Genomic DNA, 26,300 nt, shown 5'->3' on the forward strand with positions numbered 1-26,300 from the left:
GACCCTTTGACTCTGCCAAAGACCCGGCGCACGATCCAAAGAAAAACAACTTTAGGGAGTCAACCAGATGTTTACCCGATTTCTGACCTCGGTTGCCGCGCTTGGCCTGACCGCCGGCGCGGCGGTGGCCGAATACAAGCTGACCATTCTGCATACCAATGATTTCCACGCCCGCTTCGAGCCGATCAACAAATACGATAGCGCCTGCGATGCCGAGGACGACGCCGAGGGCAAGTGCTTTGGCGGCACCGCGCGGCTTGTATCCGCGATCGAGAACGCGCGTGCGCTAGCCGGCAACTCGATCCTTGTCGACGGCGGCGACCAGTTCCAGGGCTCGCTGTTCTATACCTATTACAAGGGAAAGGTCGCGGCCGAGATGATGAACAAGCTGGGCTATGACGCGATGACCGTGGGCAATCACGAATTCGACGACGGCCCCGAGGTTCTGCGCGGCTTCATCGACGCGATCGACTTTCCCATCCTGATGTCGAACGCCGATTTCAGTGGCGAGGAACTGCTCGAAGGTGTGCTCAAGAAATCTACCGTGATCGAGGTGGGCGGCGAACAGATCGGCCTGATCGGCCTTACACCCGTCGACACGCCGGAAATCGCCTCGCCCGGTCCCAACGTCACCTTCTCCGATCCGGTGCCCGCCGTACAGACCGAGGTCGACAAGCTGACGGGTGAGGGCATCAACAAGATCGTCGTGCTCAGCCATTCCGGCTATGCCGCCGACAAACGCATTGCCGCCGAAACCTCGGGTGTCGACGTGATTGTGGGCGGGCATTCCAATACGCTTCTGTCCAACGTGCTCGAAGACGCGGTCGGCCCCTATCCGACCATGGTCAACGGAGTGCCGATCGTTCAGGCCTATGCCTATGGTAAGTTCCTGGGCGAGTTGAACGTCACCTTCGATGACGACGGCAACGTCACCGTCGCCGAGGGCGAGCCGCTGATCATGAACGCCACGGTGACCGAGGACGAAGCTACCGTTGCGCGCATCGACGAGTTGGCGCAGCCGTTGGACGAGATCCGCAACAAGGTTGTCGCCAACGCCGCTGCTCCGATTCAGGGCGACCGCTCGGTTTGCCGCGTGCAGGAATGCGAGATGGGCAACCTGGTGGCCGACGCAATGCTGGATCGGGTAGCGGATCAGGGCGTGACCATCGCCATCGCCAACTCGGGTGGGTTGCGCGCCTCGATCGATCCCGGCGACGTGACGATGGGCGAGGTCCTGACGGTGCTGCCGTTTCAGAACACGCTATCGACCTTCCAGATCAGCGGTCAGGGCATAATCGACGCGCTGGAAAACGGCGTCAGCCAGGTCGAAGAGGTCAAGGGCCGCTTCCCGCAGGTGGCGGGCATGACCTTTACCTGGGACCCGTCGATCGCACCGAACGAGGGCCGGGTGGTCGAGGTGATGGTGGCCAGCGACGATGGTTTCGTGCCCATCGACCCGGCGGCAACTTATCTTGTGGTGACCAACAACTATGTCCGCAATGGCGGCGACGGCTATGACGTGTTCGCGGGTGACGACAAGAACGCCTATGACTTCGGTCCCGACCTGGCCGATGTCACCGCGGAATACCTGGCGAAAAACGCGCCCTATCAACCTTACGTGGACGGCCGCATCATCCAGAAATGATCAGTCGCGGATCTCGGGCCACAGCCCGGGGTCCAGCCCGTCGATGAACGGCGCCAGCATCTCGGCATGCTCGCGCCACTTCCCGATCGAGCGGGAATGCACGCTCTGGCGCAACTGCGTGTCGCTGAAGGTCAGAACCTGTCCCTCATGGCGTTCGGGGTGCGCCATATTCTCGACCCAGTCGAGGCCGCAGAACTCTGCCAGCTTCTTTGTCTCGCCCTCAATGTCCGAAACCAGGGTTTCATAACGCAGTTCGAATACCCGCCCCGGCATCACCTTGTGCCAATGCGCCATGACGCGGGCGTGAAAATTGAACCGGTCGGCCATGGCCGCAAGATCATAGGCATAGGTCATCGACCCCCCGGCAAAATGGGCCTGCCAGATCGACAGGGCGACATCGCGCGGATCGCGCCTGAGCTGGACCATGCGCGCCTCGGGATGCGCCTTGGACAGGAAGCCCAGCAACCGGTAATTCTCGGGCATCTTGTCAACATAAGCCTGCGCCTTGCGTGCAAATTCCGGCAGACGCGCACGGTCTGCCTCGGCATAGGCACGCGCGGCATCCGTGTCATAGGGCGTGTTGTCGGTCAGATAGTGATCGAGCAGCAAGGCGGGCACCGCGCGCTCTCCCAAAGACACCACATCGGGATGCGCCGACAGCAGTACTTCGGTCAGGGTCGTGCCCGAACGCGGCATGCCGACGACATAGATCGGGCGTGGCGACGCGGGTTCGAGTGGCGAAGTCACGGAATTCTCATCCGGAAACCGAACTTGCACCGATGTCAGCGATTGCGCCGTCTCATTTGCGTCATAGGGGGCCTTTGCCGCCATCGCTGCGTTGGCCTTGCCCAGATGCTCGGCAAAGCCCGGCATGTCACCCGCCTGTTGGGCAACTCGCGCGCGGGCAAAATGCAGATAGGTCCGGTCCGGCGCGTCCTTGGGCAAGGTCTTGAGCGCCTGTTCGACCCGGGGCGCAAGTTCTGCATTTTGCTCAGCGCTGTTCATCCGTGCCAGCGTTTCCAGCGCCACCGGATCCCCCGGAACCAGTGCCAGAACCGCTTCGCATTCTGACCGAGCGCCTTCGCTGTCCCCGTTCGACAGCAACTGCGTCGCCAGCCGGTGCCGCGCCTCGGCGTTGTCGGGGGCCAGCGCCACGGCCTTGCGCGCCGCCGCCGTCGCATCGTCGCTGCGGATCAGGCGGGCAAGTGGCAGGCTGATATCGACCAGCGTTTCCACGTCATTGGCGTTCATCGCCAACAACGCTTCGAAATCCGCAACGGCACCCTCATAGTCACCAACAGCCTTGCGCAACACACCCCGCAGCCGCAAGGCGCGATAGTTCCGTTTCTCGAGGCGTAGTACCTCCGAGACGCAGTCCATCGCGCCGTCATTGTCCCCTTGTGCCATCAATCCCTGCGCTTTGATGTAAAGCGCGCCGATATCCTTGGGCTGGGCCTGCAACACCTTGTCGAGCATAGGCATCGCCGCGTCGGCCCGACCCAGAAACACCAGTGTCTGCGCCATGTTCTTGCGTGCGTCCTGAAACCCGGGATCAAGGCTGAGCGCCTTCTTGAAATAGGGCACCGCATCCTTGTGCTTGCCCAGCCCCGACAGGCAGATGCCCGCGATATTGGGAAAGGCCGGATGGGACTTGTGCCGTTTAATACCCGCCTTCGCCCCCTTGAGAGCGGGTTTGAGCCGCCCCTGATTGAGCAGCATCACCGTGGATTTCAGATCGTTTTCGAGTGTCATGACACGGGTTACACCGGCAATCACGGACAGGTGCAAGAGAAATCCTGTGAGCCGGGGAATTGCATTCGTCATTTCCGGCCCTAAGCTGCGGGGATGTGCGGTCGATTTGCCATAACCCTGCCAAGCGACGCGATGGCGCAGCTGTTTGCCGCGCAGCCAGCGAACGCTTTGCCGCCGGTGCCCAACTACAACGTCTGTCCGACCAATCAGGTGCATGTGATCCGCGCGGCAGAAACCGGTCGACAACTTGTACAAATGCGGTGGGGTTTCCTCCCACACTGGTACAAATCGCACAACTCGGGTCCGCTGCTGATCAACGCCCGTGCCGAGACCATCGCCGAGAAACCGGCCTTTCGCGCCGCCTGCCGCGAGCGCCGCTGCATGATCGTGGCCACCGGTTTTTATGAATGGACAAAGACGGATCAAGGTCAACGGCTGCCCTGGTACATCCGTCGCCGCGACGACGCCCCCATCGCCTTTGCCGGGGTCTGGCAGGATTGGGGGCCTGAGGGTGCCCGCGAAACCACCTGCGCCATCGTGACCACGCAGGCCAATCAGAGGATGAGCGCCGTTCACCACCGGATGCCGCTTGTTCTGGAAAGTGAAAACTGGCCCTTGTGGCTCGGAGAAGCGGGCAAGGGGGCAGCGCGTCTGATGCAGCCGGGAGGTGAAGATGTGCTGGGATTTCATCGGGTTGGCGTTGCCGTCAATTCCAACCGGGCCAGCGGGCCGGATCTGATCGAACCCCTGGGCACTGGCGCTGATTGATATGTGCCTACGGCCTCTTTCCCTTTGTCTGCGGGCGGGATAGACGGTCATCATGGCACTGAAATTCAAGACCTTACCCGAGCTTTACGCCCACGGTTTCGACACCGTGATCGACGTGCGCAGCCCGGCGGAATACGCCGAGGATCATCTGCCCGGAGCAATCAGCCTGCCGGTTCTCGACAACGAGGAACGCGCGCGGGTGGGTACGATCTATAAACAGCAAAGCCCGTTTCTGGCCCGTAAACTGGGGGCCGCGCTGGTATTCCGAAACGCCGCGGGTCACGTGGAACAGCACCTTAGCCACCATGATGGCAACTGGCGGCCACTGGTTTATTGCTGGCGCGGCGGGCAGCGCTCCGGATCGTTCACATGGATGCTGCAACAGATCGGCTGGCGCGCTGACGTGATCGAGGGCGGGTATCGTACCTATCGGCGGCTGGTGAACCGGTATCTCTATGACGATCCCCTGCCGCATCGTTTCATTGCGCTGGATGGGTATACCGGAACCGCCAAGACCGAGCTTCTGGCGCGCCTCGGTGCGCGCGGTGCACAGGTGGTAGACCTGGAGGGGCTGGCCAATCATCGCGGCTCGCTATTGGGGGAAATGCCTGGCGGGCAACCCAGCCAGAAAGCGTTTGAATCGGCCCTTGCCGGGGTGCTTTGCGCGCTTGATCCCGCACGGCCCGTCGTGGTCGAGGCGGAATCATCGAAGGTGGGTGAACGCATCCTGCCGCCCAGTCTGTGGTCATCACTCTGTGCGGCACCCCGGATTGAAATCTCCGCCCCGATCGAGGCGCGGGCGGCGTATCTCGTTCGTGCTTATGATGACATCCTTTCGGATGGCGACCGGTTGCGCGACCGGTTGAACCCATTACGGTTTCATAGGGGACACGATGTGGTGGATACCTGGTTCGGTCTGATTGAAGCCGAGGACAAGCAAGGGCTGACCCGCTTGCTGATGGAGCAGCACTATGACCCGGCCTACACGAGGTCGCGCAGGGCGCGTGCGGCCGAACCGTTGGCGCGCGTCACCGCGCAATCATTGGATAGTGCGGACCTGGATCACGCTGTGGCACAGATCGAACGGATTCTGTCTCAGCTCTGAAGGGTCAGACCGGGCCTGTCGGTTAACCGACCGATGACTACGGCCGGGTATCCGGCGTTTCGTAACTCTTGCAATAGTTTTTCGGCATCCTTTGGGGAGACAGCCGCCAGCAAGCCACCCGAAGTCTGCGGGTCGAACAACAGATCGGTCTTGCCACCTTCGGGCAACTCGGGTGTCAGCCCCCGGTTGTCCGTGAACAGGGTGGATCGCACGCCTTTTTCGGCCAGGTCCAACGCTCCTGCCATGACCGGAATCACATCCAGATCGAGTTCAGCACCGCATCCTGATGCCTCGCACAGGCCTTGCAGGTGTCCGGCAAGGCCAAATCCGGTCACGTCGGTCATTGCATGAGCCTGCGAAAGTATCGCAGATGCATCGCCTAGGGGCTGAACCATATGTTCGTACGCGGCGGCGATCCAGGCGCCGTCTGCCTGTCCGGCCATCTCGGCGGCCATCAGAACACCGCTGCCCAATGGTTTGGTCAGAATCAGGCTGTCGCCCGCCATGCCGCCCGACAGGGTGATCGGGTCGCGGTCGCACAGACCTGTTACGGTGAAGCCGATAGTCATTTCGTCGCCCATCGAACTGTGGCCACCGATGATTTCCGCCCCGGCCGCACGCATGACGCAGTTCGCGGCGGACATGATCTCGGCCATTGTGCGCCGCTGCAAGTCGACCGACATGCGTGGCAGGATCAGGGTCGCGGTTGCCGCCTGTGGCTGTGCGCCCATTGCCCAGATGTCGCCCAGTGCGTGCACCGCTGAAATACGGGACATCAGGACCGGATCAGCCACCAACGCGCGCAAATGGTCCGAGGTCATGACCTGACGCACCCCGCCGGTCGTGAGCAGGGCGGCATCGTCGCCCGGCAGCGGTGTCACATCTGCCCGTTCGTGGTGTGGCAGGGCAGCCAGCGCTTCGCGCAACGCGCCTCGCCCGATCTTGGCGCCGCACCCTCCGCACATTGGTTTGTCGCCAAGCGCCTCGCGCAGGCCTGTCGCATGGTGGCGGGGCAGGGGCGGCAGCGACATCCGGGGCAGGTCGCGGAACCGGTTCATGAATTTCTGGTCGATGTGGTTTTTCCACCGCCACATCAGCGGACCGCTGAAAGATGTTCCGAACCGTTCGCCGAGCGCGGATTTTCCGCCCAACGACACCAGTTTCAGATAGTCCTTTTGCGGAACATAGCGGCGCATCCGGCCCGACCCCAGCGCGGCGTGCAGATTGTCGAACAGAACCGGTGCCTCGCGCACCGCATAGACTCCGGCCTTGGGGCGCGGATCTTCGGCCAGATGAGCGCAGTCGCCCGCGGCAAAGACATTCGGGTCGCTGGATTGCAGACAGCCGTTCACCGAGATGTAGCCATCATGCAGCGCCAGACCGGATTCGGCGATCCAGTCATAGGCGCGCGCACCCGCAGCGCCGGTGACGAATTCGGCTTCGATCCGGCGTCCATCCGTCAGCGTCAGGCATCCGAGTTCGATGCTTTCGACACCGGTATTCTCGATCACGTCGATATCCAGGTCCGCCATCGCCCGCCTGATTCGCGCGGCAGCTTTAGGGCGCGTGGCGGTCAGGGCCGTTGCCGCGTCGATCAGCGTCACCTGCGCCGGGCGGCTGCGACTGCGCAGGGCATGCGCCATCGCCATCACCAGTTCGACCCCGGCCACGCCGCCGCCGATCACCGCGATCGAAGCAGGGCCCGCCCCATTCAGATATCCGGCCCAACGCGCGGCGAACGGACCAAGCGGCTTGGCCGGTATCGCGTGCTCGGCGAAACCGGGCAGCGCCGGCATGTCCGAGGTGATGCCGACATTCACCGATGCCACGTCGAACCCGATGGGCGGCCGGCCGGGTACAAGCACCTCGCGCCGGGAAAGATCGATGCCCTCGACCATGCCCAGAACCACGCGCGCCCTGGCGAACCGGGCAAGTCGAACCAGATCGATATCCAGTTCCCACCGGTCATAGTGCCCCGCCACGAAACCGGGCAGCATGCCAGAATAAGGTGCGGTCGGACCGGGGTTGATGACGGTAAGCCGCGCACCTGGCAAAGGGTTCATGCCCCATTTGCGTAGAACGAGGGCATGGGTATGTCCGCCGCCAATCAGTACCAGATCGCGGGTCAGGGGCAGGTGCGGTGTTTGCATGGGCGTCAGTTGGTCGTCGGGTCCTGTGCGTCTTCGTCCTGCGGGGTGGCATGGGTGGCCCAGACGCCATCCTCGCCAACACTTGGCAGGTCTTCGGGGCGTACATGACGGTGAATGTGCCATTTGGCAATGAACAGGGCCGTGATCGGGGCAGTCAGAAACAGAAACAGGGTGATCAACAGCTCATGCAGCGACAAGTGATGCTCGATAAGGACGGAATGGCCTATCGAGGCAAGCAGAACGCCGCCAACCCCAAGCGTTGTTGCCTTGGTTGGGGCGTGCAGGCGCGACATCGGGTCCTTCAGCTTGATCATCCCGAACGAGCCGACAAAACCGAAAATACCCGAGACGATCAGAAAAAAGCTGATCAGGAGTTCGAACAGAATTTCCATGTCGCCCTCATTCGATGATGTTGCCGCGCAGCATGAAGCGCGCATAGGCCACGGTCGATACAAAGCCCAGCATGGCGATGATCATCGCGGCTTCGAAAAATATTTCGGTGCCGATGAACAGCCCGTAGAGTACCAGCAAGGCGATGGTGTTGATGACCATTGTGTCCAGCGCCAGAACCCGAGTTCCGACGCCGTCGGCGGTGATGATGCGCCATAGACACATGATGATGGCCGCTCCGAAACAGGCAAAGGTGAAATAGATCGCGTAGGTGATCATTCGAAAATCTCCTTCAGGCGGCGTTCGTACCGGTGCTTGATCTCGTCGCGCACAGCGTCCGGATCGGGCGCGTCAAGGCAGTGCACCAGCAAATAATGCCCCTGTGCCGACAGATCTGCGCTGACGGTGCCAGGGGTCATGGTAATGGTGCCGGCCAGAACAGTAATAGCTTCGGGCGTGCGCAGTTCCAGCGGAATGCTGATCCAGGCGGGCTGCCGGTCGGCATCGCGTTTGAACAGAACGATCCGGGCCACGGCGATATTGGCGACGATGATGTCGTATAGCGCGACCAGGATGTATTCCGCCACCATCGGCCAGTTCCGCAGCTTGGGACGGTCGGGCCAGTAGGGTTGGGTGACAAACGGGATGACAATCCCCAGGAACAAACCGAATACCAAAGAGTTCAGTGAAGGTGCGTTGGCCAGCAACAACCAGACGACAGTCAAAAGCACTGACATGTGAGGGTGCGGGAAAACCCGGCGTATCAGTTTCATCCCTGTCCTCCGCTCAGAACAGCATCAATATAGGTTTGCGGCGCAAAGAGTTGTGCCGCTGTGGCCGAAGCATACTCCAATGCCGGTCCCGAGAAGAGGGTCAGCAGGACCAGACCGGCCACAACCCCGAAGACGGCGGTGAAGGCCAGCCCGGATGGTGACGCGACCGGTGCAGGATCTTCCGGCTCAGCATCCGATGCAGGTTCCAAGGGGCTTTGCGCCTCGTAGCTTTTCCAGAAGATCAGCGACCCTGCCCGCGCCAGTCCCACGATGGTGACGAAGGAGCTGATCAGGATAACCGCCCAGATCAGCGCATAATCGGTGGCGTCGCGCACCGCATCCAGCACCAGAAGCTTACCCACGAAACCCGACAGCGGCGGCATCCCGGCAGCAGCAATTGCGCCGATAAAGAACAACGTGGCGATCAGGCCGTTTTGTGCCATCGGTGGTTTGCTCTCGATAGCGCCGCCGCGGCGCTCCATAACCAGATCGGCGACGAGGAAAAGCAGGGCGGTCGCAAAGGTCGAGTGCACGATATAATAAAGCGCCGAGGTCGCCGCCTCGACGTTGAACAGCGAAATCGCGATCAGCAACGTTCCCATGGACGCGATGGCCGCAAAAGCGACCAGACGGGCAATGTGCTGTGCGCCGAGAATGCCGATGGTGCCGACCGCCAGCGTCAGAACCGCCGCAGGCAACAGCCAATCCCCGACCAGCCCGTGCGATATCGCGACATCGGGACCAAAGACCAGCGTATACATCCGCAGGATCGAGTAGGCACCCACCTTGGTCATGATCGCAAAAAGTGCTGCAACCGGCAACGGCGCGTTGGCATAACTGGCGGGCAGCCAGAAATGCAGCGGCAGGACTGCGGCCTTGATGCAGAAAACCAGCAGCAGCAACACCGCGCCGACGCGCAACAAAGCGGTGTCCTCGGTAGGCAGTTCCGCAACTTTCACCGCCAGATCAGCCATGTTGAGCGTTCCGGTGATGGAATACAGCGTGCCCAGAGCAAAAAGGAACAGGGTGGATCCCAGCAGGTTATAGGTGACGTACTGCACGCCCGCCTTCAGCCGAACCGACCCACCACCGTGGATCATCAGGCCGTAGGAGGCGATCAGCAGAACCTCGAAAAACACAAACAGGTTGAAGGCATCCCCTGTCAGGAATGCGCCGCAGACCCCCATCAACTGGAATTGAAGCAATGGGTGGAAATGCCTGCCACGTTTGTCCCAGCCGGATCCGATGGCGTAAAGCAGGACCGGCAGCGCCAGAATCGCCGTCAGCAGCACCATCATGGCCGACATACGGTCGAGCACAAGAACAATGCCAAACGGTGCCGGCCAGTTTCCAAGTTCGTATATCTGTATGTCCCCGGTCGCGGCTTGCGCCGTCAGCGTCAGGGCGACGCCCAGCAAGCCGACCGCGCCTGCGACGGAAAAGATGCGCTGCAGGTCCAGATGATGGCGCAGGACCATGACGATGAACGGGGCCAGGATCGCGGGCAGAACGATCGGGGCGACGATCCAGTGGTTCATGCCTCTTCTCCTGCCTCATCCACGCTGTCGTGGGCGGTCATGTCTATGTGATCGTCCTTGGACGACAAATAGGCGCCGAGCGAGATGATCACGATCACCGCCGTCATCCCGAACGAGATCACGATGGCCGTCAACACCAGCGCCTGTGGTAGCGGATCGGTATAAGCGACCTCCTTGTACTTGTTCAGAACCGGAGGCGCGTTCGTGGCCAACCGCCCGGTGGCGAACAGAAACACGTTCACCGCATAGCTCAGGAACGACAACCCGAGGATCATGGGAAAGGTGCGGCGACGCAGGATCAGGAAAATCCCGGCGGCGGTCATGATGCCCACGGCGGATGCAACCAAAGCTTCCATATCAGGCCTCCTCCCTTTCGCCGGTTCCTTCGGCTTCATCCAGATAGTCGCGCATCGGGTTGATATCCATCGGGTATTTCTGGGCAATGCCCGGCTGCCAGGCAAATCTCGACAGGCTTTCAAGCGCCAGCATGACCGCACCCAGAACGGCGAGGAACACACCGGTGTCGAACAGCATCGCGGTGGCCCACTCGAACTCTTCCAGAGGCGGCCAATGGAGGTAGCCGAAGTCACTGGTCAGGAACGGCATGTCGTTGAACCAGGCGCCAAGGCCGGTGGCCGCCGCGATCAGCACGCCCCAGCCGATGGTGGCGTGGTAATAGAACCGCTGCCGCTCGGCGGCCCAGGTGAAACCGCTGGCCATGTATTGCATCAGGAAGGCTATGGCCACGATCAGGCCCGCGATGAACCCGCCGCCCGGCTGGTTGTGCCCGCGCACAAAGATATAGGCGCCGACCATAAGGGCAATGGGCATCATCACGCGGGTGACGACAACCATCATCAGCGGGTGCGAATCTCCCGACTGCGGCCAGTGCGGTTTGCGGTTCAGCAGATAGGCGCGAACCTTGGTCGCGAGAACAGCCTCGGTCAGGGCAAAGATCACCAGGGCCGCGATGCCAAGAACGATGATTTCTCCAAAGGTATCAAAGCCGCGGAAGTCCACGAGGATGACGTTTACCACGTTGGTGCCGCCACCGCCCTTGTAGGAGTTGGCGAGGTGGAAATCCGAGATGGTCGGAAAGGCGAAATCCCGCATCATCATCGCATAGATCAGGCCGCCGGTTCCCAATCCGGCCACGACAGAAATAGCTGCATCCCGCCATCGCCGCTGCGGAGAGCTGTCCCACGGTGTCACGGTCGGCATGAAGTTCAGTGACAGCAACAGCAGGATCATGGTCACCACTTCGACCGAGATCTGGGTCAGCGCCAGATCGGGGGCGGAAAGATAGTTGAAGGCCATCGACACGATCAGCCCGACAACGCCAATCAGGACCAGTGCCAGCAGGCGGTTTCGGTGGAAATACATGATCGCCATCGTCGCGCCGACCAGACAGATCCAGCCGATGATCGGGATGATCGGGGCGGGCAGGGGAACGCGCGTGGGGGCGCCGATGCTGCCGCTGGAATAGGCGTAATACCCAAGACCCACGGTGAACGCGACGAAAATGACGGCATAGCGGCTGAGTACACCGTTATGCAGACTGTCGGTGATCCAGCGGCTCATGGCAGTAAAGGCGCCGATAACCGCGTCGAAGATGGTCTTTGCTTCGGGGCGCGGCAGGCTGTTCCAGATCCGCTCGAGCGTTCCGTGCTGCCAAAGCAGGACAAGTCCGCCGACGGTTGCCACTGCCGACATGTACAGCGCAGGGGTGAAGCCGTGCCAGATCTTCAGCGAGTAATAGGGCAGGTGGTCGTCGCCAATGACGGCAGTCGAGGCAATTGCAACCAGCGGACCAACAATCGCTTTGGAAAAGAGACCGATGGCGATCACCAGCATCACCAGAAACGCCGGCGACAACCACATGCCGACGCCGGGATCATGCGGTGTGGCCGGGTAATCGTCGCGCTTGGGACCCAGGAATACATGCGCGATGAGGCGGAACGAATAGGCCGCCGAAAACAGCGAACCCAATAGCGCGAGGCCCGGAACCAGATAGTGTGAGTGGTTCCAGACGGTGTGCACAGTCTCTTCCAGCATCATCTCCTTGCTGAGAAAGCCGTTCAGCGGCGGCAGGCCCGCCATCGACAACGCGGCGATGGTGGCGATGGTAAACGTGATCGGCATCAGGTGCCGCAACCCGCCCAATCGTTTGATGTCGCGTGTATGCGCCTCGTGATCGACGATACCTGCGGTCATGAAGAGCGCGGCCTTGAACGTGGCGTGGTTGATGATGTGAAACACTGCCGCCACGGCGGCAATCTGGGTTCCAAAGCCCAAAAGCATGGTGATCAGGCCCAGATGGGAGACGGTGGAGAAAGCCAGAAGCGCCTTGAGGTCGTCCTTGAACAGCGCGATGACCGCGCCGATCACCATCGTCACCAACCCGGTGGTGGCGACGATGTAGAACCATTCGGAAGTGCCCGCCAGCGCAGGCCACATCCGCGCCATCAGAAACAGCCCCGCCTTGACCATCGTGGCCGAGTGCAGATAGGCGGAAACCGGTGTGGGTGCCGCCATCGCGTGCGGCAGCCAGAAATGAAACGGGAACTGCGCCGATTTGGTAAAGCAACCGAGCAGAATCAGAATCAGCGCAGGTAGGTATAGCGGCGAGGACTGGATGATGTCCTTGTTCTGCAGGATCGTACTCAGGTCATAGGACCCCACGATATTGCCCAGAATCAGCATGCCCGCGATCATCGCCAATCCACCCGACCCGGTCACCGCCAGGGCCATGCGCGCGCCTTGACGGCCTTCGGGCAGGTGCTTCCAGTACCCGATCAACAGGAAGGAGCTCAGCGAGGTAAGCTCCCAAAATACTATAAGTAACAATATGTTGTCGCTCAGAACGATGCCCACCATGGCGCCCTGAAACAGCAGAAGGTAGGAATAGAACTGTCCCATCGGGTCTTCGCGTGACAGGTAAAAACGTGCGTAGAGGATGATCAGAAGCCCGATTCCGAGAATGAGCGAGGCAAACAGCAATCCCAGCCCGTCCAGCATGAAATTCGCGTTCAGACCCAAACCCGGTATCCAGTCGAACCGGGCTGTCACCAACTCGCCTCTCATCACCGAAGGCACGTGAATCAACAACCCTGCGAGGGCCAGAAAACTGGTCAGTCCGGCGCTCGATGCAGCGGCGTTTCGGCCGGCGCGGATCAGCAGGGCGGGAAAGACAGCTCCGATAAAGGGAAGGGCCGCGATGAGGAAGAGTGACAACGGTAGCCTCCGGGTGTTGCGCGCAAATTAAAGGAAATCAGTAAGGATTTTTGCCCGAGTGTCCAGTTTCGAAGGGAATTTCCGGTTTTTCTAGGGCCAAGGAGGCAGGAAAATGAGTCCAAGCGCGTCTTGACGCATTCTTGATCGTGGCCCGGCAAAGTACGGGCGCGGGCGGCGTCAGGTTGTGGTAAAAGTGTTTTTGGAAAAGTCGAGTTTCATATATGGGTTTTGAGTTGAGCAGATCCCCAAAGTTGTCACGCCGCCTTGTATTGATGGCGGCCGCTGCACTGGCAGTCGGCTGGGGCGTCCGTGAATACAGGCTGATTCCCGAAGACTATGGCGGTGGGCGTCTCAGCGTATCCGAAGCTCACCAAAAAGCGACGGACAACGAGATATTGCTGATCGATATCCGAACACCGCAGGAGTGGCGCGCATCCGGCGTCGGGGAAGGTGCCAAACCACTCGACATGCGGCGCGAGGATTTCATCGACGCTCTGACAAGTATTGTCGGGGGCGACACCAGCCGCCCCATCGCGTTGATTTGCGCGCGCGGTGTGCGCTCGGCCCGGCTGAGCAACAAGCTGACCCAGGCCGGGTTTTCCGCTATTATCGACGTACCCGAGGGCATGCTTGGCTCTCGTGCCGGACCCGGTTGGGTCAGAACCGGATTGCCGGTGTTCAAGTATGACGGAGAGACGGGATGATCCGAGCCCTTGGTCTGGCCATGTGCCTTGCGACATCAGCCTCAGCGGTATCCGCCATGTGCGGCCCTGATGCGGGTGTATGTGAAACCGCCATGGGCGAATATCACATCGAACTGCCCGAGCAGACCAATCCGCCCTTGGTGATCTTCCTGCACGGCTATGGCGGCAGCGGCGAAAGCACAATGAAGAACCGGACCATGGTCGAGCCGCTGTTGGCACGAGGATATGCGGTGATGGCGCCCATGGGCGAGGTGCGGCCCAACCGGCGGCGCAGCTGGAACTTTTATCCCGGCCGCGACCGCGAAGGGCGCGACGAGACCGCCTTTCTGACCTCGGTTGTCGAGGATGCCGCACAACGGTTCGGTGTCGATGGGGAACGTGTGGTGCTGGCCGGGTTTTCCGCAGGCGGCTTTTTGGTCAACTACCTGGCCTGCGACGCGCCAGACGCGTTTTCGGCCTATGCACCGGTGTCCGGCGGATTCTGGCGTCCGCACCCGCAAAGCTGCAAAGGGCCGGTAAAGCTGTTTCACACCCACGGTTGGGCGGATAACGTGGTCCCGCTTGAGGGCAGGTTTCTGGGCGGCGGACGCTTTCAGCAGGGGGATATCTTTGCCGGGCTGGAGATCTGGCGTGCGGCAAACGGATGTGTCGACAACATCCCCGACAGCATCGGCAACAACGATCAGTTCATGCGCCGGAAATGGACCCGCTGTTCAGATGGCAGCGCGTTGGAATTTGCGCTGCATTCCGGTGGGCACAATGTTCCCAGTGGGTGGGCCGACATGATGGTCGATTGGTACGAAGGGCTGCCCGGCGGCTGATCATTCCGCCGGGGTCATGTTACCCTTGCCCTCCAGCAGCGCCTTGAGTTCGCCACGGTGGCGGCGAGCGGTGCGGGTGATTGCGGGTTCGCGGAACTCTTCACGCATGCCCAGCAAACGTCGCGCCGCGCCCGCCGAGACTCCGCTGAGCGCCGAAAGAGGCACGGCAAGCGCCAGGCTGATGGCGATGGGCGCCAGCCAAACCGAGACCAGACCAAAGAAAATTCCCGCGCCCAGTGCCAGACCACTGACGGTTTCCAGCGCATGGCAGACGACCAATGTCGTCAGGCTGTAACGTCCTCCGTCGCGAGCCTGGGGCGACCAGCCCTTTTGCAGGCCAAGCGCGGTACGAAACACGGCGATCATCTGTTGTACCATCAGGATCGGAGCATAGAGGATCGACAGGATCAATTCCGACACGAACGAAACGCCAAAACGCCAGCCGCCGCCAAAATCGGCATAGCGCGCTCCGCTCAGCGGCAGGGCGGCGATACCCAGCAGCTTGGGGGCAAGCAACATCGCATACATAACCAGAATGATCAGCACATGACGCGTCTCGGACATCTCGGGCCATTGCGGGAAAAGCGGATTGTCGGGACTGAAGTAGTGCAGGACAGACGCGTCCTTGCCCTCACCGATCAGCGCCCACATCAACAGCAGGGCAAACCACAGCGGCGACATCAGGTATCCGACCGCGCCGTGGAACATGTGAAAGCGTGAAATCGGGCGGAATCCGCGCGAGTTCAGCAGTTTCAGGTGTTGCAGGTTGCCCTGACACCAGCGGCGGTCACGCAGAATATGGTCGATCAGGGTCGGGGGCGTTTCTTCGTACGAGCCACGGATGCGCGGCAGAAAGCGTACGGTCCACCCGGCGCGGCGCAACAGGCCGGCCTCGACGAAATCGTGGCTCATGATTAGCTTTTCACCGCCGGTCAGCGAGCGCAGCTTTGGCAATCCGGCACTGCTGGCGAAGGCTTCGGTCCGGATAATCGCGTTGTGGCCCCAATAGTTGCCCTCTTGTCCGCACCAGCGCGACAGCCCCTCGGCAAAGGCCACGCCATAGACACCGTTGGCGAACTGCTGCATCCGGGCAAACATCGACTGTGCGCCGATCAGTTGCGGAAAGCTCTGGATGAGGCCTGCACCCGGATCGCGGGACAATGCATCGGTCAGCCGGGTGATTGCGCGGCCCGTCATCAGGCTGTCGGCATCCAGCACCAGCATCGCATCCCAGTCGCCACCCCAACGGCTGACCCAGTCGGCGATGTTGCCGACCTTGCGGTCGGTATTCTGTTCACGGCGGCGATAATAAAGCTCAAGATCGGGGGCGAGCGTAGTGCGCAGCGCTTCTACACTGGCCTGCTCTTCGGCGGCAATGGCGGGGTCGCGCGTGTCGGACAGGATGAACATCGCATAGCGATGTGCCCCGCCGCGTGCGTGCAATTCTTCCAGCATCGAGCGGGCATTGCCCAGCACATACCACGGAACCTCGTTGTAGACCGGCATCAGCAGCGCCACGCGAAGGCGCTGAGATTTGGCCTGACGCTCCGGTTTCCCCTGGCGCGACAGCGAAACCATGCCCAGGACGACGGTGCTGACGGTAAAGGCGATCCAGAAGAAATTGAACGAGATCAGAGCCAGCAGAACAGCCTCGATCACACTGAAACCGTCGCCTGAAAACCAGTCCTGCATCACCCACAACAACAACAGGGTTGCTGCCATCGCGGGCGAAAAAGCAAGCGCTCGCCACAGGGTAATAGACTGCGCGGGCTGCGTGCCGGGTGCCTTGGCATCCCGGAACTCACACCCGAAATCCTGCGCCGGCATCGCCAGCGGTGCTTCGGGCGGCATGATGTGCAGATCGCGGTTCATGCAGTCCACCTGTACAGCCAGACTTCGGAAGCAGGCTCGCCATCGCTGCGCAATTGCGCGCGCAGCTCCACATGGTCGCGTTCACCCGGTTCAAAGGAAAACGCCAGTCGTGCGCCGCCGGTATCGGGGTTGCGTTGCAGGACCGGGGGTGCGGTTTCGACATGGGGTGACTGAACGATGACGGTCAGCGCGTCCAGATCGTCGAACACTTCGTTGGCCTCGAAATCGATCACGACCAGCCGACCAGACCCGAATGTCTTGTCACCCATCGCGGTGTTGATGACGCGCGGCATCGGTGTGCGCTTGGGTTCCTCTCCCCAAAGCAGACGATAGGCCAGGTCGATCTGGCTGCCCGGTGTGTAAGCTTCCGCAGGGCGCCAATAGGCGACGATGTTGTCATAGATTTCCTGATCCGCCGGAATTTCGACCAGCGTCACGGTTCCCTTGCCCCAATCCCCCTTGGGTTCGACCCAGACACCGGGGCGTCTGTGATAATGCGCCTCAAGATCTGCGAAATCCGAGAACTCCCGCGCCCGCTGCATCAGGCCGAATCCACGCGGGTTTTGGTCGACAAAGGACGAAACCTGCAGGGTTTTCGGGTTGGCGAGCGGGCGCCAGATCACCTCTCCGGCACCGTTGCGGATCATCAGCCCGTCGCTGTCGTGAACGGCGGGGCGGAAATCGTCGAACCGCGTGCGGTTGGTCTGATCATATAGGAACATCGAGGTCAGAGGACCGATGCCCACGTGGGGCAGCTCCTCGCGCGGGAACAGCGTCGCCTGCACGTCCATTTCACAATCCTGCCCGGGCGTGATGTCGAACCTGTATGCCCCGGTCACGCTGGGGCTGTCCATCAGCGCATGCACGATCATGTTGCGCTGTCCCACGGCGGGGCGCTCCAGCCAGAACTGGATGAATTCAGGGAATTCCTCGCCATCCGGGTCACCAGTTTTCAGCGCAAGACCACGTGCGGACAGGCCGTACGCCTCGTGCAGGCCGATTGCGCGGAAATAGCTGGCGCCCTGAAACACGCAGAACTCATCGGTCTTGCCGGGCCGGTGCATTTCAGTGCGCAGGCGCAGGCCGGAAAAGCCGAGCGTATCGCCGACAGGCAGTTCAGGGACTTCGTCGGACTTGTCGAACATCGACAGATCGAACCCCACCGGCGTTGCCATTCCGCCTTGGACCGAAAACACCTGGACCGAGCGCGGGAAATAGAGCCCCGGCGCAAAGAAATCGATGGAATAGGGGGTTTCCGTGCCGTACCACAGGCCCTTTTCGATCCGGAACCGGATCGATCGATATTGCTCATAGGTCAGGTTGCGCCACGCTTCGGGCACCGACTCGCGTTCGGCATAGGGGCGGCTCGCCAGGTCACGGGCCTCGGCGATGACCATGTCATGGCTGAACGGAACTGCCGACCCGGTCGCAAATGCGGCGGGCGTCAATGCCAGGGCCGAAGTTGATGCAAGAAATGCGCGACGTGTGAATTTCATTTCTGAGACTTCCAGGGATGCGACTTGAACCAGCCCGCCACATAGGCAACGCCGATCAGCATGGCAAAGCCGATCATGTTAATGACAAAGACGGTGATGACATCGCGTTCGACATGTTCCAGAACCACCCCGATCAGGCGGGCGGCGGCCATGGAAAACACGAACACTGCAAGGGATTGCTGTCCAACCTTGGTGATGACGGTCAGCAAAAAGCGCCAGACCTGGGCTCCAAACCCTTCGCCCTCGGCAACGAGGCGCGAGCCATGCTCGCCCGCGACTACCCAGCCGATATAGGCCAGCGAAAGGAAATGCAGATAGCGCAACAAGCCGAATTCGGTCTTGCTACGCAGCTCCTCGGTCAGCGGCCAGGTCTTGCGGATCTGGTCTGCGACATCGCTGTTCCAGGCATCGACCCAAAGGAACACTTTCCACGACCCGAACGGAGCGGACAAGACCACAAACAGAACGCAGATCCACATGAGGGTTTTCGATACCGGGGGGGCTGGAATCCAGCCGCGCATGAAGGCAAAGCCGGTAAAGAACAGCAACTGCCAGGCGAAGGGATTGAAGAACCACTGACGGTCCGACCATGGCTCGGCTGGAAGCGCCAAGGCGCCGGTCTGAGCGATCATCCAGATGCCGAGGGACGCGGCTGCGACTGCCCAGAACCCGATCTGTTTCAGCCCCATCATCAGCGGCATCATCGCCAGAACCACCAGATACATCGGCAGGATGTCAAAATAGTTCGGCACATAAGTCAGGGTGAACATCCCGACAATCTGCGGCATCGGATCGTTGAAGAAATGCTGCAGATTCAGAGATGCAACATAACTTTTGTCAAAATATCCGGACATGTCCAGCGCGGCCATGGACATGGCGACAAAGAAGAACAGACCGATATGCGCCCAGTAGACCTGCCAGGTGCGGAACGCGACGCGCGCGGTTCCCATCCACCAACCCTTGCGTACGAACGCGCCACCAAAGGCGATGGCCGAGGCCATGCCTGAACAGAACACAAAGATCTCGGTGGCGTCCGAGAACCCGAACCGCGCCGGAATCCATTTTGCCCAAGGATCATTCGGCGTATGGGCAATCAGGATAATAAACATCGCGATGCCGCGATAGAAATCCAGTCGCGGATCGCGTGTTCCCACGGCGGCCTTGGATCTGGCCACCGCCGGTGCAAAATCAGTTGCGGGCGAAATTGTCGCCATGCGTTTTCTGTCCTTCCAGGTTCTTTGGTTTATTCGGCGGGAACGCTTTGCGCGCCTTCTCCGCCACGTGCCGCGTCGATCAAGGCGCGGCGGGCAAGGGCGTAATTGTCCTCACCCCCTGATCTTTTGGCGCGGCGGTCGTCAAGAATACGCTCGACCGCATCCAGTCTGCCTGCTCGAATTCCAGCGTCGATGGTGATCCGTTCGAACACATCCCGCTGAGCATGCGACCCGCCCGCAAGTATCATCGAACCACGGGCGGCCGCCAGATGATCGAAGGCAACCCCGTATTGGGCGTTACCAAAAGCTTCCAACCCATGCGCTGCCGCGACTCCCGGGTCTGCCATACGGCGTGTTGTATCATCATTGGCCAGCTTTGCATCTCGGTGGATTCGCTGAAGCATTTTCGAGATTGCGCTATCACGATTATCGCCTGTCAAAGCAAGCAAATAATGCAGGTCTGCGAAGATCAGGCAGCCATCTTCCGTTCTGGCGGCACTCAGGTCGGCCAATTCTTGCCAACGGTCGCCTACGTCGATGCCTTCCAGCTCCAGTCGGCTCAACAGCGAGGTCGCATTCGAGATATCGCGATAGTCGTCGGTCCGGTCCTTGCGAACCTCCTGATCATAAAGATCCAGGGCCTGGTCGATCTGGCCGAGATCCAGATGCATCAGCGCCTTGTGCCACCAGACGTGATAGCGGAAGTTGTTACAGTGCTTCCAGGCATCCTCGCGTCCGGATAACCATTCCAGACCCTGCGCTGCATTTCCTGTCATATCGTGGACATGGGCGACCGCATGCAGACCCCACGCATCGTCCGACACCATCCACAGCGCCTGACGGCCCGCGATTTCCGCCTTTTCGTAAGCGCCGGTTTCTTCCAGCGCAAAAGAGTGGCACCCCAGCAGATACCCACGGCCCCGATGATCCGGTTCATAGGCGGGCATCACACGCTCGATCGACCGCCGCATGCCTTCGGGATCGCCCAGAACGAATCTCACCGCGTGGCTGAGCTTCATCGCCAGCGTATCCTGCGGGTGATCGCGCAGGATGGCTTCGAACTCCTGAATCGATCGCGTCGGGCTGCCGGCCAGCCACAGACGCAGCGCCTCGACAAAATGGCGCTCGCGCTTCGAGATCGGTTGTTCTGCCATCGCCGCTTCGGCCGACGCCAGCGCATCGGAGGCGATGGAGAACAATTCGCGCCGCCCCAGAAGCAGCATGAACAGCCCTTTGACAGCATGCCCAAGGGCAAATCCGGGTTCCAGTTCCAGTACTTTGCCCAAATGTTGCGGCGTGACTGCGGAATGCGCCATGAACCCCAGCAGAACGCCATCCCACGCCTCGACACTGTCCGCGTGGTACAGGCTGTTCATTTGTCCGAATACGTCTTGTTTCATGCGTGGGTCCAATCCATTGGGTGTTAGGTCTGCGCTTGACTTAACAAACTCTATTGGACCCCCGTATCAGTATCGACGGTGCTCGCGAATTGGTGAAGGGACGTGTGCCGATTTCGCGAAATAATCCGCCGATTCAACGGCATGTTTCAGCAAACCCCTGCTTATCGGGCGTGATGTGTTTCAGTTTTTGAATGGGTCATCGGCACTCAGAACGCGATCTGTGTCAGCTCCGAAAACCGGCGGGGCGTGGCGATAGCTCACCGGTGTACGCGAAAACTTCAGAGGATTGCCAATCAGATGCACCTCGCCGGGCACCGCCTGCATGTCGATCTGCATGTCCCGGGCCGCAACCTGATCCGAGCTGAAAACCTGATCCAGCGACCGGACCGGACCAACCGGAACCTTCAATCCCTCAAGGCCGGTGATGACATCCGCGGTCTGCCGTTGCACCAAGGCAGGTCGCAAAAACGCGTTCAGCGCATCGCGGTTTTCCAGCCGCGCCGGATTGGTGGCAAAACGTGGGTCGTCGGGCAGGGCGTCCAGCCCGACATAACCGCAGAACCGTCTGAACTGACTGTCGTTCCCCACGGCAAGGATTACATGCCCGTCCGAAGTTTCGTACACGTCATAGGGTACGATGTTCGGATGCCCGTTTCCGCGCCGTTGCGGAACCTGGCCCGATGTCAGATAGTTCACGCCCTCGTTGATCAGCCAAGCAACCTGCGCGTCGACCAGCGCCAGATCGATCTGTTGTCCTTCACCGGTGCGTTCCTTGTGCCGCAGAGCTGCCAGAATGCCGACGGTGGCGTACATCCCGCACATCACGTCGGCGATTCCGACGCCCACTTTCATCGGGGCACCATCCGGTTCGCCGGTCAATGACATGATCCCGCCATAGCCTTGCGCCATCAGATCATATCCCGGCTTGGCCGAGTTCGGCCCGGTCTGCCCATAGCCGGAAATGGAACAGTAAACGAGACCGGGCAGATCTTTGGACAGCGTGTCATAGTCCAGACCGTATTTCCCCAGTCCGCCGGGTTTGAAATTCTCGATCAGGATATCGGCATGCGCTGCCAGCCGCCGGATCTCCGCCTGCCCCTCGGGTGTTGCTATGTCGATGGCCACGGATTTCTTGTTTCGGTTGGCGGACATGAAATAGGCGCTGAGGTCGCTGCGGTTTCCCTCGCCATCCTCGACATAGGGCGGCCCCCATTGACGGGTATCGTCGCCCCCGGTCGCGGGGTTTTCGATCTTGATGACGTTTGCGCCCAGATCCCCCAGCAACTGGGTGCAGGTAGGGCCGGCCAGAATGCGGCTGAGGTCCAGCACCTTGACGCCTGTCAGCGGTCCTTCAGATACGGTCATCGTAACCCCCCCGTTCGATTTCCGCCGCAATGACCGTAAACCGGTCCGCTTGCACGGCTTCCGCAAGCGCAATCCGCAACTCGGCCCGGTTACGCACGGTGTGGCCGTACCCGCCAAAGGCACGCGCCATCGCGGCATAGTCGTGGTGTTCGAAATCCACGCCCCGGTTCGTCATCTGACGGCCGCGCTGTTTCAACTCGATCAGTGCCAGCGACGCATCGACGAAGACCAGAAAGATCGGATTTCCACCCATTTCGCGGGCGGTTGCCAACTCCCCGGCCACCATCAGGAAACCGGCATCGCCGGAAAAGCTGATCACCGGTCGATCCGGTTCGGCCAGTTTCAGCCCGATCGCCATCGGCACGGCGCAGCCCATGGTGCACAGCGCCGAAGACTGGATCAGCCCGCGCGGCTCGAAGCATTCCCACATTTGGCTCAGCAGGATGCGATGCGCGCCGCTGTCGGCCGTGGCCAGCGTATTGCCGGGCATGACAGCGCGCGTCTCGGCGATGACGGCTGCAGGCCCCCATTCGTCGTCGAACGGGAAAGCCAGCGCAAGTGCCTTGCGCACCTGCTCCGGGTTGCCGTCCGGCCAAGTCTCTCGTGCCGGGACGCCCTTGGCCATTGCTTCCAGCGTCGCTGCGGTGTCGGCGACAAAACTCAGGCTCGCCTGATGCATATAGTGATCGTTCTGCACCGCCGAGATGTCGATGACGCGCTGTTCATTCGGGTCCCAAACTTCGCGCCAGCCGGGGCGCATTTCGATCGGGTCATAACCGATACAGAAAATCAGGTCGGATTTTTCCACCAGTGGCAGCAGATGTTTGTCCGCTAGCGGCGACAACCCGGCCCCGCCCAGACACAACGGGTGATCCTCAGGCAGAATGCCCTTGGCTTTGTAGGTGGTGACAAAAGGAATTCCGAAATGCTCAAGAAATGCCCTGAGTACCCGCTGCGACCCGTCATAAAGCGTGTCAAGACCGATGATCGCAACGGGGCGCTCGGCCTCGGCCATCCAGTGGCGGGCCTTTTCGAGGCAGGTTCCCTGCGGCGTCACCGGCGCGGCAGCGGCCAGCCGCCGCAATCTCGGAACCGAAACGCGCGCATCGGCCACCGAGATCGGCACGTCGATATGCACCGGGCCGGGGCGGGCCTGGGTTGCCAAGGAAACCGCCTTGTCGGCAACGATGTCGGCCCCGTTGGGCGTTAGCATGAAGGTTCCCTTGGTGATCGAGCGATAGACCTGCGCGTGATCCATCACCTGATGCGTATAGGTCAGCGCCTCATCCGCATCGACGCAACCGGTCAACACGATCATCGGCACCCGGTCCTGAAACGCATTTGCGACCACGTTGATGCCATTCATCGCGCCCGGACCCAATGTAGCAACCAGAATGGCGGGCGCGCCGTCGCGGTGGTGGACCCCCTCGGCCATGAACCCGGCAGCATTTTCATGCTTGGCCAGATGAAACTGAATCCCAGCCTGTTCCAGCGCGTCGACCAGGGTCAGAACCTCACCGCCCGGCATGCCAAAGGCGTGGCGGCAGCCGGCCTCGTATAGCCGTCTTGCCAAAAGATCCGCTGCGCGGGGCACGATTTCCTGCATCTCAAACGCTCCGTTCGTTTTCGACAGGCAGATTGCGGAGTGAGCAGGAAGGTGCAAGCGCCTTCACGCCGGTGTGACTATTTTACTGCCGATTCCGCCACGGATTGGAACTTTCCGTCCAATTCCTGTGCAATGGCGGCCAGTTCATCGCCGCCCTCATCCAGATAGGGCGCAAAGACGAAACTTGGCGTCTTGTAGGACAGCGTTGCGGTACCGTCCGCGTTTTCTGTGACGTAGAAACGGATCGGCGCCTCGATCATGGCTGCCGTCGATGTCTCCAGCACGCGCACGGCATAGTCGTTATTGAACGCCCCCATGACACGGTTGCCGGGGATGGTGATGCCGCGCGCCGCCGCAGCCTTGGTCGGCCCCGCCTGCGTCACTACGATCAGGCCGTTGCCCTTGATCGCCGCCGCGGTGTCGGAGACAAGATCTTCATAGGTCTTGGTAGATTGATGAACTTCCCATCCTTCGCGGGGTTCCAGATCACCGGCCCAAGCGGGCAGGGCGGCAAGGCAAAGGATTGTCCACAGACGTTTCATCGTTCCAGCTCCGGTTGGTTTGACAAGACTGTGATGCCAGATTTTGCATATGTCCGGTGTCACAATCCCGTGTCCATCCGATCAAACCCGGCTTGCGCATGCAGGTCGAAACCCGCAATAACGGCCCGACGCAAGCATGGGCCATACATGACCACCCAACGTATTCGATTGCTGATCTGTTCCAGCTGCCTTGGAGTGCGGGATCGCGAGGCCGAGCGTGATGCCGTGACAGATGCGCTTGCAAAGGCCGGGCTTTCCGATCGGGTCGAACTTACGCAACACGCCTGTTTCAGCGCATGCGAGCAACCGGTTGCCCTGGGGTTGCAGGGGCAGGGACTGGCCTCGTATGTCTTTTCCGACCTTGATCCGGTCAAGGATGCTGACGACATCGCCGCCACTTGCCAGACTTATCTGGACAGCGCCTCGGGCTGGATCGAAGACGCCCGACCATGCGGGCGGCTTCGCCTGTGCCTGCGCGCGCGGATACCGGCGATTCAGTCGACCTGAACCGCGACCGAGGCGGCGACGGGCACGTCATCCACAGTCAGCTGGCTGTGATCGTTGGCGTTCAGAGAGACTTCGATCTCGACTTCGCCTTTGGGCAATTCGTCGATATGCATCCACTCGCCATAAAGGCGCGCCAGCTTGGCACCATTGACATAGACATGCGCATGGCCTTCGCCCGGCCTGTCCGCAAGCGAGGCATTTTCCGGGGAAAAGCGGAAATTCCGCGGAATGACATGCAGATTCCAACCGGCCATCGGATCTTTGGCAAGCATGACCTCAAGGCCCGGTGCGTCCGCGCCCGATGAAAAATTTACGGTTGTGGCATGATCATGTGAAACGGCTTCGCCGTGTTGGGCCGGGTCGCCGTGATCGTGGCCTTCAAATGTCACGCCATAACCCGCCGCCGTCACGAAACCTGCGCCAGCGCCAAAGATCAGGCCGATGCCGAAAAGTGCGAGAGATCGGAACATCTCGTATCCTTTTGATATAAATAATCCCGCCGGGCGTCTGGCCCGGCGGGATGCATCAGCAAACGATTACGCGTTGGCTTCGGCGCGTTTTCCTTCGGCCTGCCAGAAATATCCGGCAAACGTGCCCACCAGAGCCCAGGCGGCCATACCGACACCAAAGGCGCGCGCCGCGAACAGGGCGCCCAGTTCGGTCGGAACCGGGCCGGTAAAGCTGTCGGGTTCGGGGGCTCCGATCAGGTGCGGCGCCAAAAGCAGCACGGTCGCGATCAGGTAGCTGATCAGATTGCCACCGAACGCGATCAGCCACATGGCGACACCTGCCGCTGCCACGGTTCCGGTCCACCAGATCTGGCGCGCGGTGATGTTGGAATAGGCCACACCGGGCACCTCAGGCGCTAAGGACAGTCCGGGCGCGAAGTGGAAAGTGATGAAGCCCGCCAACCCCCACAGGATGCCGGTGCGGGCATTGACCTCATGGCCCATCCGTTCTGCCATCGACATCAGGGCCACCAGCACCAGCGCATAGCCGGTATAGGTCAGCATGGTGAACACGATGCTCAGCCCATCGCGCATCAGGTCGAACCCCGGCAGATCCGGATGTGCCGAAACGGCGGCTGCTCCGAAATGCACCAATTCGCCGGACTCGTAGAGTTCAGCGTGAAGCAGGACGGGCTGCACAAATACGAGCTGCAGCAGGGCGGTGATCAGCCCTGCTGCAGCGCCAGCGAACAACGCGCTGGTCAGAATGCGACTGAACATGGGTCAGTGGCAGGGGAAGCCGGTTGAGTGGCGCACATCATGAGCGGCGTCGTGCAGGGCGGATGCCTGAACATGGCCGGTCAGGGTGATGATCCCCAGACCCAGAACAACAGCAAACAGAGCCGGAAGGATGGCCGAACCGGCAGCAGATGCCTTGAGCGTTTTGGTCGTCATTTTAGTCCTCCTGAG

24 protein-coding genes are annotated in these 26,300 nt (G+C 60.9%); 6 read left to right on the forward strand and 18 right to left on the reverse strand.

All coding sequences use genetic code 11. From position 1 onward, the window contains the following. The first annotated feature begins 67 nt into the window (after positions 1-67). Entirely contained in the window at positions 68-1,645 is a 1,578-nt protein-coding gene (locus ACR0LZ_RS17675) for a bifunctional metallophosphatase/5'-nucleotidase (RefSeq protein ID WP_480751253.1), read from the forward strand. Here the strand turns inward: ACR0LZ_RS17675 and ACR0LZ_RS17680 are convergent, their stop codons facing one another. Continuing rightward, positions 1,646-3,469 carry a tetratricopeptide repeat-containing sulfotransferase family protein gene (locus tag ACR0LZ_RS17680; protein ID WP_480751254.1) on the reverse strand — a complete coding sequence of 608 codons (1,824 nt, stop codon included), beginning with the start codon at positions 3,467-3,469 and terminating at the stop codon, positions 1,646-1,648. Positions 3,470-3,490: 21 nt separating this feature from the next. Here ACR0LZ_RS17680 and ACR0LZ_RS17685 point away from each other — a divergent pair, with 21 nt between their 5' ends. Further along, positions 3,491-4,165 carry an SOS response-associated peptidase gene (locus ACR0LZ_RS17685; RefSeq protein ID WP_480751255.1) on the forward strand — a complete coding sequence of 225 codons (675 nt, stop codon included), beginning with the start codon at positions 3,491-3,493 and terminating at the stop codon, positions 4,163-4,165. A gap of 52 nt (positions 4,166-4,217) precedes the next feature. Beyond that, positions 4,218-5,270: a tRNA 2-selenouridine(34) synthase MnmH gene (gene mnmH / locus ACR0LZ_RS17690; protein ID WP_480751257.1), complete on the forward strand. Its 1,053-nt coding sequence runs from the start codon at positions 4,218-4,220 to the stop codon at positions 5,268-5,270. Here mnmH and selD read toward each other — a convergent pair. Genes selD through ACR0LZ_RS17725 form a run of 7 tightly spaced genes read right to left on the reverse strand, consistent with a single transcriptional unit; the run spans position 5,261 to position 13,355 of the window. Continuing rightward, entirely contained in the window at positions 5,261-7,420 is a 2,160-nt protein-coding gene (gene selD / locus ACR0LZ_RS17695) for a selenide, water dikinase SelD (protein ID WP_480751258.1), read from the reverse strand. The genes mnmH and selD overlap by 10 nt on opposite strands. Before the next feature lie 5 nt (positions 7,421-7,425). Beyond that, positions 7,426-7,812 (reverse strand): Na+/H+ antiporter subunit G, encoded by a 387-nt coding sequence (locus tag ACR0LZ_RS17700; RefSeq protein ID WP_480751259.1) that lies wholly within the window; start codon positions 7,810-7,812, stop codon positions 7,426-7,428. 7 nt (positions 7,813-7,819) lie between these two features. After that, the gene (locus ACR0LZ_RS17705; RefSeq protein WP_480751261.1) at positions 7,820-8,089 is read right to left on the reverse strand and encodes a K+/H+ antiporter subunit F; all 270 of its coding nucleotides are present in this window, start codon (positions 8,087-8,089) and stop codon (positions 7,820-7,822) included. Beyond that, positions 8,086-8,583, reverse strand: a complete 498-nt coding sequence (locus ACR0LZ_RS17710; protein WP_480751263.1) for a Na+/H+ antiporter subunit E — start codon at positions 8,581-8,583, stop codon at positions 8,086-8,088. The genes ACR0LZ_RS17705 and ACR0LZ_RS17710 overlap by 4 nt, the downstream gene beginning before the upstream one ends. Next, complete coding sequence (locus ACR0LZ_RS17715; RefSeq protein WP_480751265.1) at positions 8,580-10,121, reverse strand: monovalent cation/H+ antiporter subunit D; 1,542 nt, start codon at positions 10,119-10,121, stop codon at positions 8,580-8,582. Before ACR0LZ_RS17715 ends, ACR0LZ_RS17710 begins: the two co-directional genes overlap by 4 nt. Beyond that, positions 10,118-10,477, reverse strand: coding sequence for a Na+/H+ antiporter subunit C (locus ACR0LZ_RS17720; protein ID WP_480751267.1), 360 nt, complete (start codon positions 10,475-10,477; stop codon positions 10,118-10,120). The genes ACR0LZ_RS17715 and ACR0LZ_RS17720 overlap by 4 nt, the downstream gene beginning before the upstream one ends. A 1-nt stretch (position 10,478) precedes the next feature. Then, complete coding sequence (locus tag ACR0LZ_RS17725; RefSeq protein ID WP_480751268.1) at positions 10,479-13,355, reverse strand: monovalent cation/H+ antiporter subunit A; 2,877 nt, start codon at positions 13,353-13,355, stop codon at positions 10,479-10,481. Between the two features lie 251 nt (positions 13,356-13,606). On the opposite strand from ACR0LZ_RS17725, the gene ACR0LZ_RS17730 reads away from it, so the two are divergent. Together ACR0LZ_RS17730 and ACR0LZ_RS17735 are read left to right on the forward strand one after the other, a co-directional pair. Further along, complete coding sequence (locus ACR0LZ_RS17730) at positions 13,607-14,059, forward strand: rhodanese-like domain-containing protein (RefSeq protein ID WP_480751270.1); 453 nt, start codon at positions 13,607-13,609, stop codon at positions 14,057-14,059. Beyond that, on the forward strand, positions 14,056-14,880 hold the full coding sequence (locus ACR0LZ_RS17735; protein WP_480751271.1) for a CE1 family esterase: 825 nt from the start codon (positions 14,056-14,058) through the stop codon (positions 14,878-14,880). Before ACR0LZ_RS17730 ends, ACR0LZ_RS17735 begins: the two co-directional genes overlap by 4 nt. On the opposite strand, the gene mdoH is transcribed toward ACR0LZ_RS17735, so the two are convergent. The 7 genes from mdoH to ACR0LZ_RS17770 form a co-directional block, all read right to left on the reverse strand. Continuing rightward, positions 14,881-16,752: a glucans biosynthesis glucosyltransferase MdoH gene (gene mdoH, locus ACR0LZ_RS17740; RefSeq protein ID WP_480751273.1), complete on the reverse strand. Its 1,872-nt coding sequence runs from the start codon at positions 16,750-16,752 to the stop codon at positions 14,881-14,883. Further along, entirely contained in the window at positions 16,749-18,248 is a 1,500-nt protein-coding gene (locus ACR0LZ_RS17745; RefSeq protein ID WP_480751275.1) for an OpgD/OpgG family glucan biosynthesis protein, read from the reverse strand. The genes mdoH and ACR0LZ_RS17745 overlap by 4 nt, the downstream gene beginning before the upstream one ends. Beyond that, a complete protein-coding gene (locus ACR0LZ_RS17750; protein WP_480751276.1) occupies positions 18,245-19,462 on the reverse strand; it encodes an OpgC family protein in 1,218 nt (405 codons plus the stop codon). The genes ACR0LZ_RS17745 and ACR0LZ_RS17750 overlap by 4 nt, the downstream gene beginning before the upstream one ends. Before the next feature lie 29 nt (positions 19,463-19,491). Beyond that, positions 19,492-20,862 (reverse strand): tetratricopeptide repeat protein, encoded by a 1,371-nt coding sequence (locus tag ACR0LZ_RS17755; RefSeq protein WP_480751278.1) that lies wholly within the window; start codon positions 20,860-20,862, stop codon positions 19,492-19,494. 180 nt (positions 20,863-21,042) lie between these two features. After that, the gene (locus ACR0LZ_RS17760; protein ID WP_480751279.1) at positions 21,043-22,227 is read right to left on the reverse strand and encodes a CaiB/BaiF CoA transferase family protein; all 1,185 of its coding nucleotides are present in this window, start codon (positions 22,225-22,227) and stop codon (positions 21,043-21,045) included. After that, entirely contained in the window at positions 22,214-23,833 is a 1,620-nt protein-coding gene (locus tag ACR0LZ_RS17765) for a thiamine pyrophosphate-binding protein (protein WP_480751280.1), read from the reverse strand. The genes ACR0LZ_RS17760 and ACR0LZ_RS17765 overlap by 14 nt, the downstream gene beginning before the upstream one ends. Positions 23,834-23,910: 77 nt before the next feature. Next, positions 23,911-24,375 carry a DUF302 domain-containing protein gene (locus ACR0LZ_RS17770; protein WP_480751282.1) on the reverse strand — a complete coding sequence of 155 codons (465 nt, stop codon included), beginning with the start codon at positions 24,373-24,375 and terminating at the stop codon, positions 23,911-23,913. 147 nt (positions 24,376-24,522) lie between these two features. On the opposite strand from ACR0LZ_RS17770, the gene ACR0LZ_RS17775 reads away from it, so the two are divergent. Next, a complete protein-coding gene (locus ACR0LZ_RS17775) occupies positions 24,523-24,882 on the forward strand; it encodes a DUF1636 family protein (protein ID WP_480751284.1) in 360 nt (119 codons plus the stop codon). Here the strand turns inward: ACR0LZ_RS17775 and ACR0LZ_RS17780 are convergent. The 3 genes from ACR0LZ_RS17780 to ACR0LZ_RS17790 form a co-directional block, all read right to left on the reverse strand. Beyond that, entirely contained in the window at positions 24,870-25,352 is a 483-nt protein-coding gene (locus tag ACR0LZ_RS17780) for a hypothetical protein (RefSeq protein ID WP_480751286.1), read from the reverse strand. The two genes, ACR0LZ_RS17775 and ACR0LZ_RS17780, sit on opposite strands and share 13 nt — an antisense overlap. Before the next feature lie 66 nt (positions 25,353-25,418). Next, positions 25,419-26,111 carry a CbtA family protein gene (locus ACR0LZ_RS17785; RefSeq protein WP_480751288.1) on the reverse strand — a complete coding sequence of 231 codons (693 nt, stop codon included), beginning with the start codon at positions 26,109-26,111 and terminating at the stop codon, positions 25,419-25,421. A 3-nt stretch (positions 26,112-26,114) separates the two neighbouring features. Then, positions 26,115-26,285, reverse strand: coding sequence for a CbtB domain-containing protein (locus ACR0LZ_RS17790; RefSeq protein ID WP_480751289.1), 171 nt, complete (start codon positions 26,283-26,285; stop codon positions 26,115-26,117). Positions 26,286-26,300: the final 15 nt, after the last annotated feature.

This window comes from Ruegeria sp. CI1, assembly GCF_056536925.1.

Coding starts and splice junctions, on each gene's coding strand:
- ACR0LZ_RS17675 (WP_480751253.1), top strand. CDS start 68: ATGTTTACCCGATTTCTGACCTCGGTTGCCGCGCTTGGCCTGACCGCC.
- ACR0LZ_RS17680 (WP_480751254.1), bottom strand. CDS start 3,469: ATGACGAATGCAATTCCCCGGCTCACAGGATTTCTCTTGCACCTGTCC.
- ACR0LZ_RS17685 (WP_480751255.1), top strand. CDS start 3,491: ATGTGCGGTCGATTTGCCATAACCCTGCCAAGCGACGCGATGGCGCAG.
- mnmH (WP_480751257.1), top strand. CDS start 4,218: ATGGCACTGAAATTCAAGACCTTACCCGAGCTTTACGCCCACGGTTTC.
- selD (WP_480751258.1), bottom strand. CDS start 7,420: ATGCAAACACCGCACCTGCCCCTGACCCGCGATCTGGTACTGATTGGC.
- ACR0LZ_RS17700 (WP_480751259.1), bottom strand. CDS start 7,812: ATGGAAATTCTGTTCGAACTCCTGATCAGCTTTTTTCTGATCGTCTCG.
- ACR0LZ_RS17705 (WP_480751261.1), bottom strand. CDS start 8,089: ATGATCACCTACGCGATCTATTTCACCTTTGCCTGTTTCGGAGCGGCC.
- ACR0LZ_RS17710 (WP_480751263.1), bottom strand. CDS start 8,583: ATGAAACTGATACGCCGGGTTTTCCCGCACCCTCACATGTCAGTGCTT.
- ACR0LZ_RS17715 (WP_480751265.1), bottom strand. CDS start 10,121: ATGAACCACTGGATCGTCGCCCCGATCGTTCTGCCCGCGATCCTGGCC.
- ACR0LZ_RS17720 (WP_480751267.1), bottom strand. CDS start 10,477: ATGGAAGCTTTGGTTGCATCCGCCGTGGGCATCATGACCGCCGCCGGG.
- ACR0LZ_RS17735 (WP_480751271.1), top strand. CDS start 14,056: ATGATCCGAGCCCTTGGTCTGGCCATGTGCCTTGCGACATCAGCCTCA.
- mdoH (WP_480751273.1), bottom strand. CDS start 16,752: ATGAACCGCGATCTGCACATCATGCCGCCCGAAGCACCGCTGGCGATG.
- ACR0LZ_RS17745 (WP_480751275.1), bottom strand. CDS start 18,248: ATGAAATTCACACGTCGCGCATTTCTTGCATCAACTTCGGCCCTGGCA.
- ACR0LZ_RS17750 (WP_480751276.1), bottom strand. CDS start 19,462: ATGGCGACAATTTCGCCCGCAACTGATTTTGCACCGGCGGTGGCCAGA.
- ACR0LZ_RS17755 (WP_480751278.1), bottom strand. CDS start 20,862: ATGAAACAAGACGTATTCGGACAAATGAACAGCCTGTACCACGCGGAC.
- ACR0LZ_RS17760 (WP_480751279.1), bottom strand. CDS start 22,227: ATGACCGTATCTGAAGGACCGCTGACAGGCGTCAAGGTGCTGGACCTC.
- ACR0LZ_RS17765 (WP_480751280.1), bottom strand. CDS start 23,833: ATGCAGGAAATCGTGCCCCGCGCAGCGGATCTTTTGGCAAGACGGCTA.
- ACR0LZ_RS17770 (WP_480751282.1), bottom strand. CDS start 24,375: ATGAAACGTCTGTGGACAATCCTTTGCCTTGCCGCCCTGCCCGCTTGG.
- ACR0LZ_RS17775 (WP_480751284.1), top strand. CDS start 24,523: ATGACCACCCAACGTATTCGATTGCTGATCTGTTCCAGCTGCCTTGGA.
- ACR0LZ_RS17780 (WP_480751286.1), bottom strand. CDS start 25,352: ATGTTCCGATCTCTCGCACTTTTCGGCATCGGCCTGATCTTTGGCGCT.
- ACR0LZ_RS17785 (WP_480751288.1), bottom strand. CDS start 26,111: ATGTTCAGTCGCATTCTGACCAGCGCGTTGTTCGCTGGCGCTGCAGCA.
- ACR0LZ_RS17790 (WP_480751289.1), bottom strand. CDS start 26,285: ATGACGACCAAAACGCTCAAGGCATCTGCTGCCGGTTCGGCCATCCTT.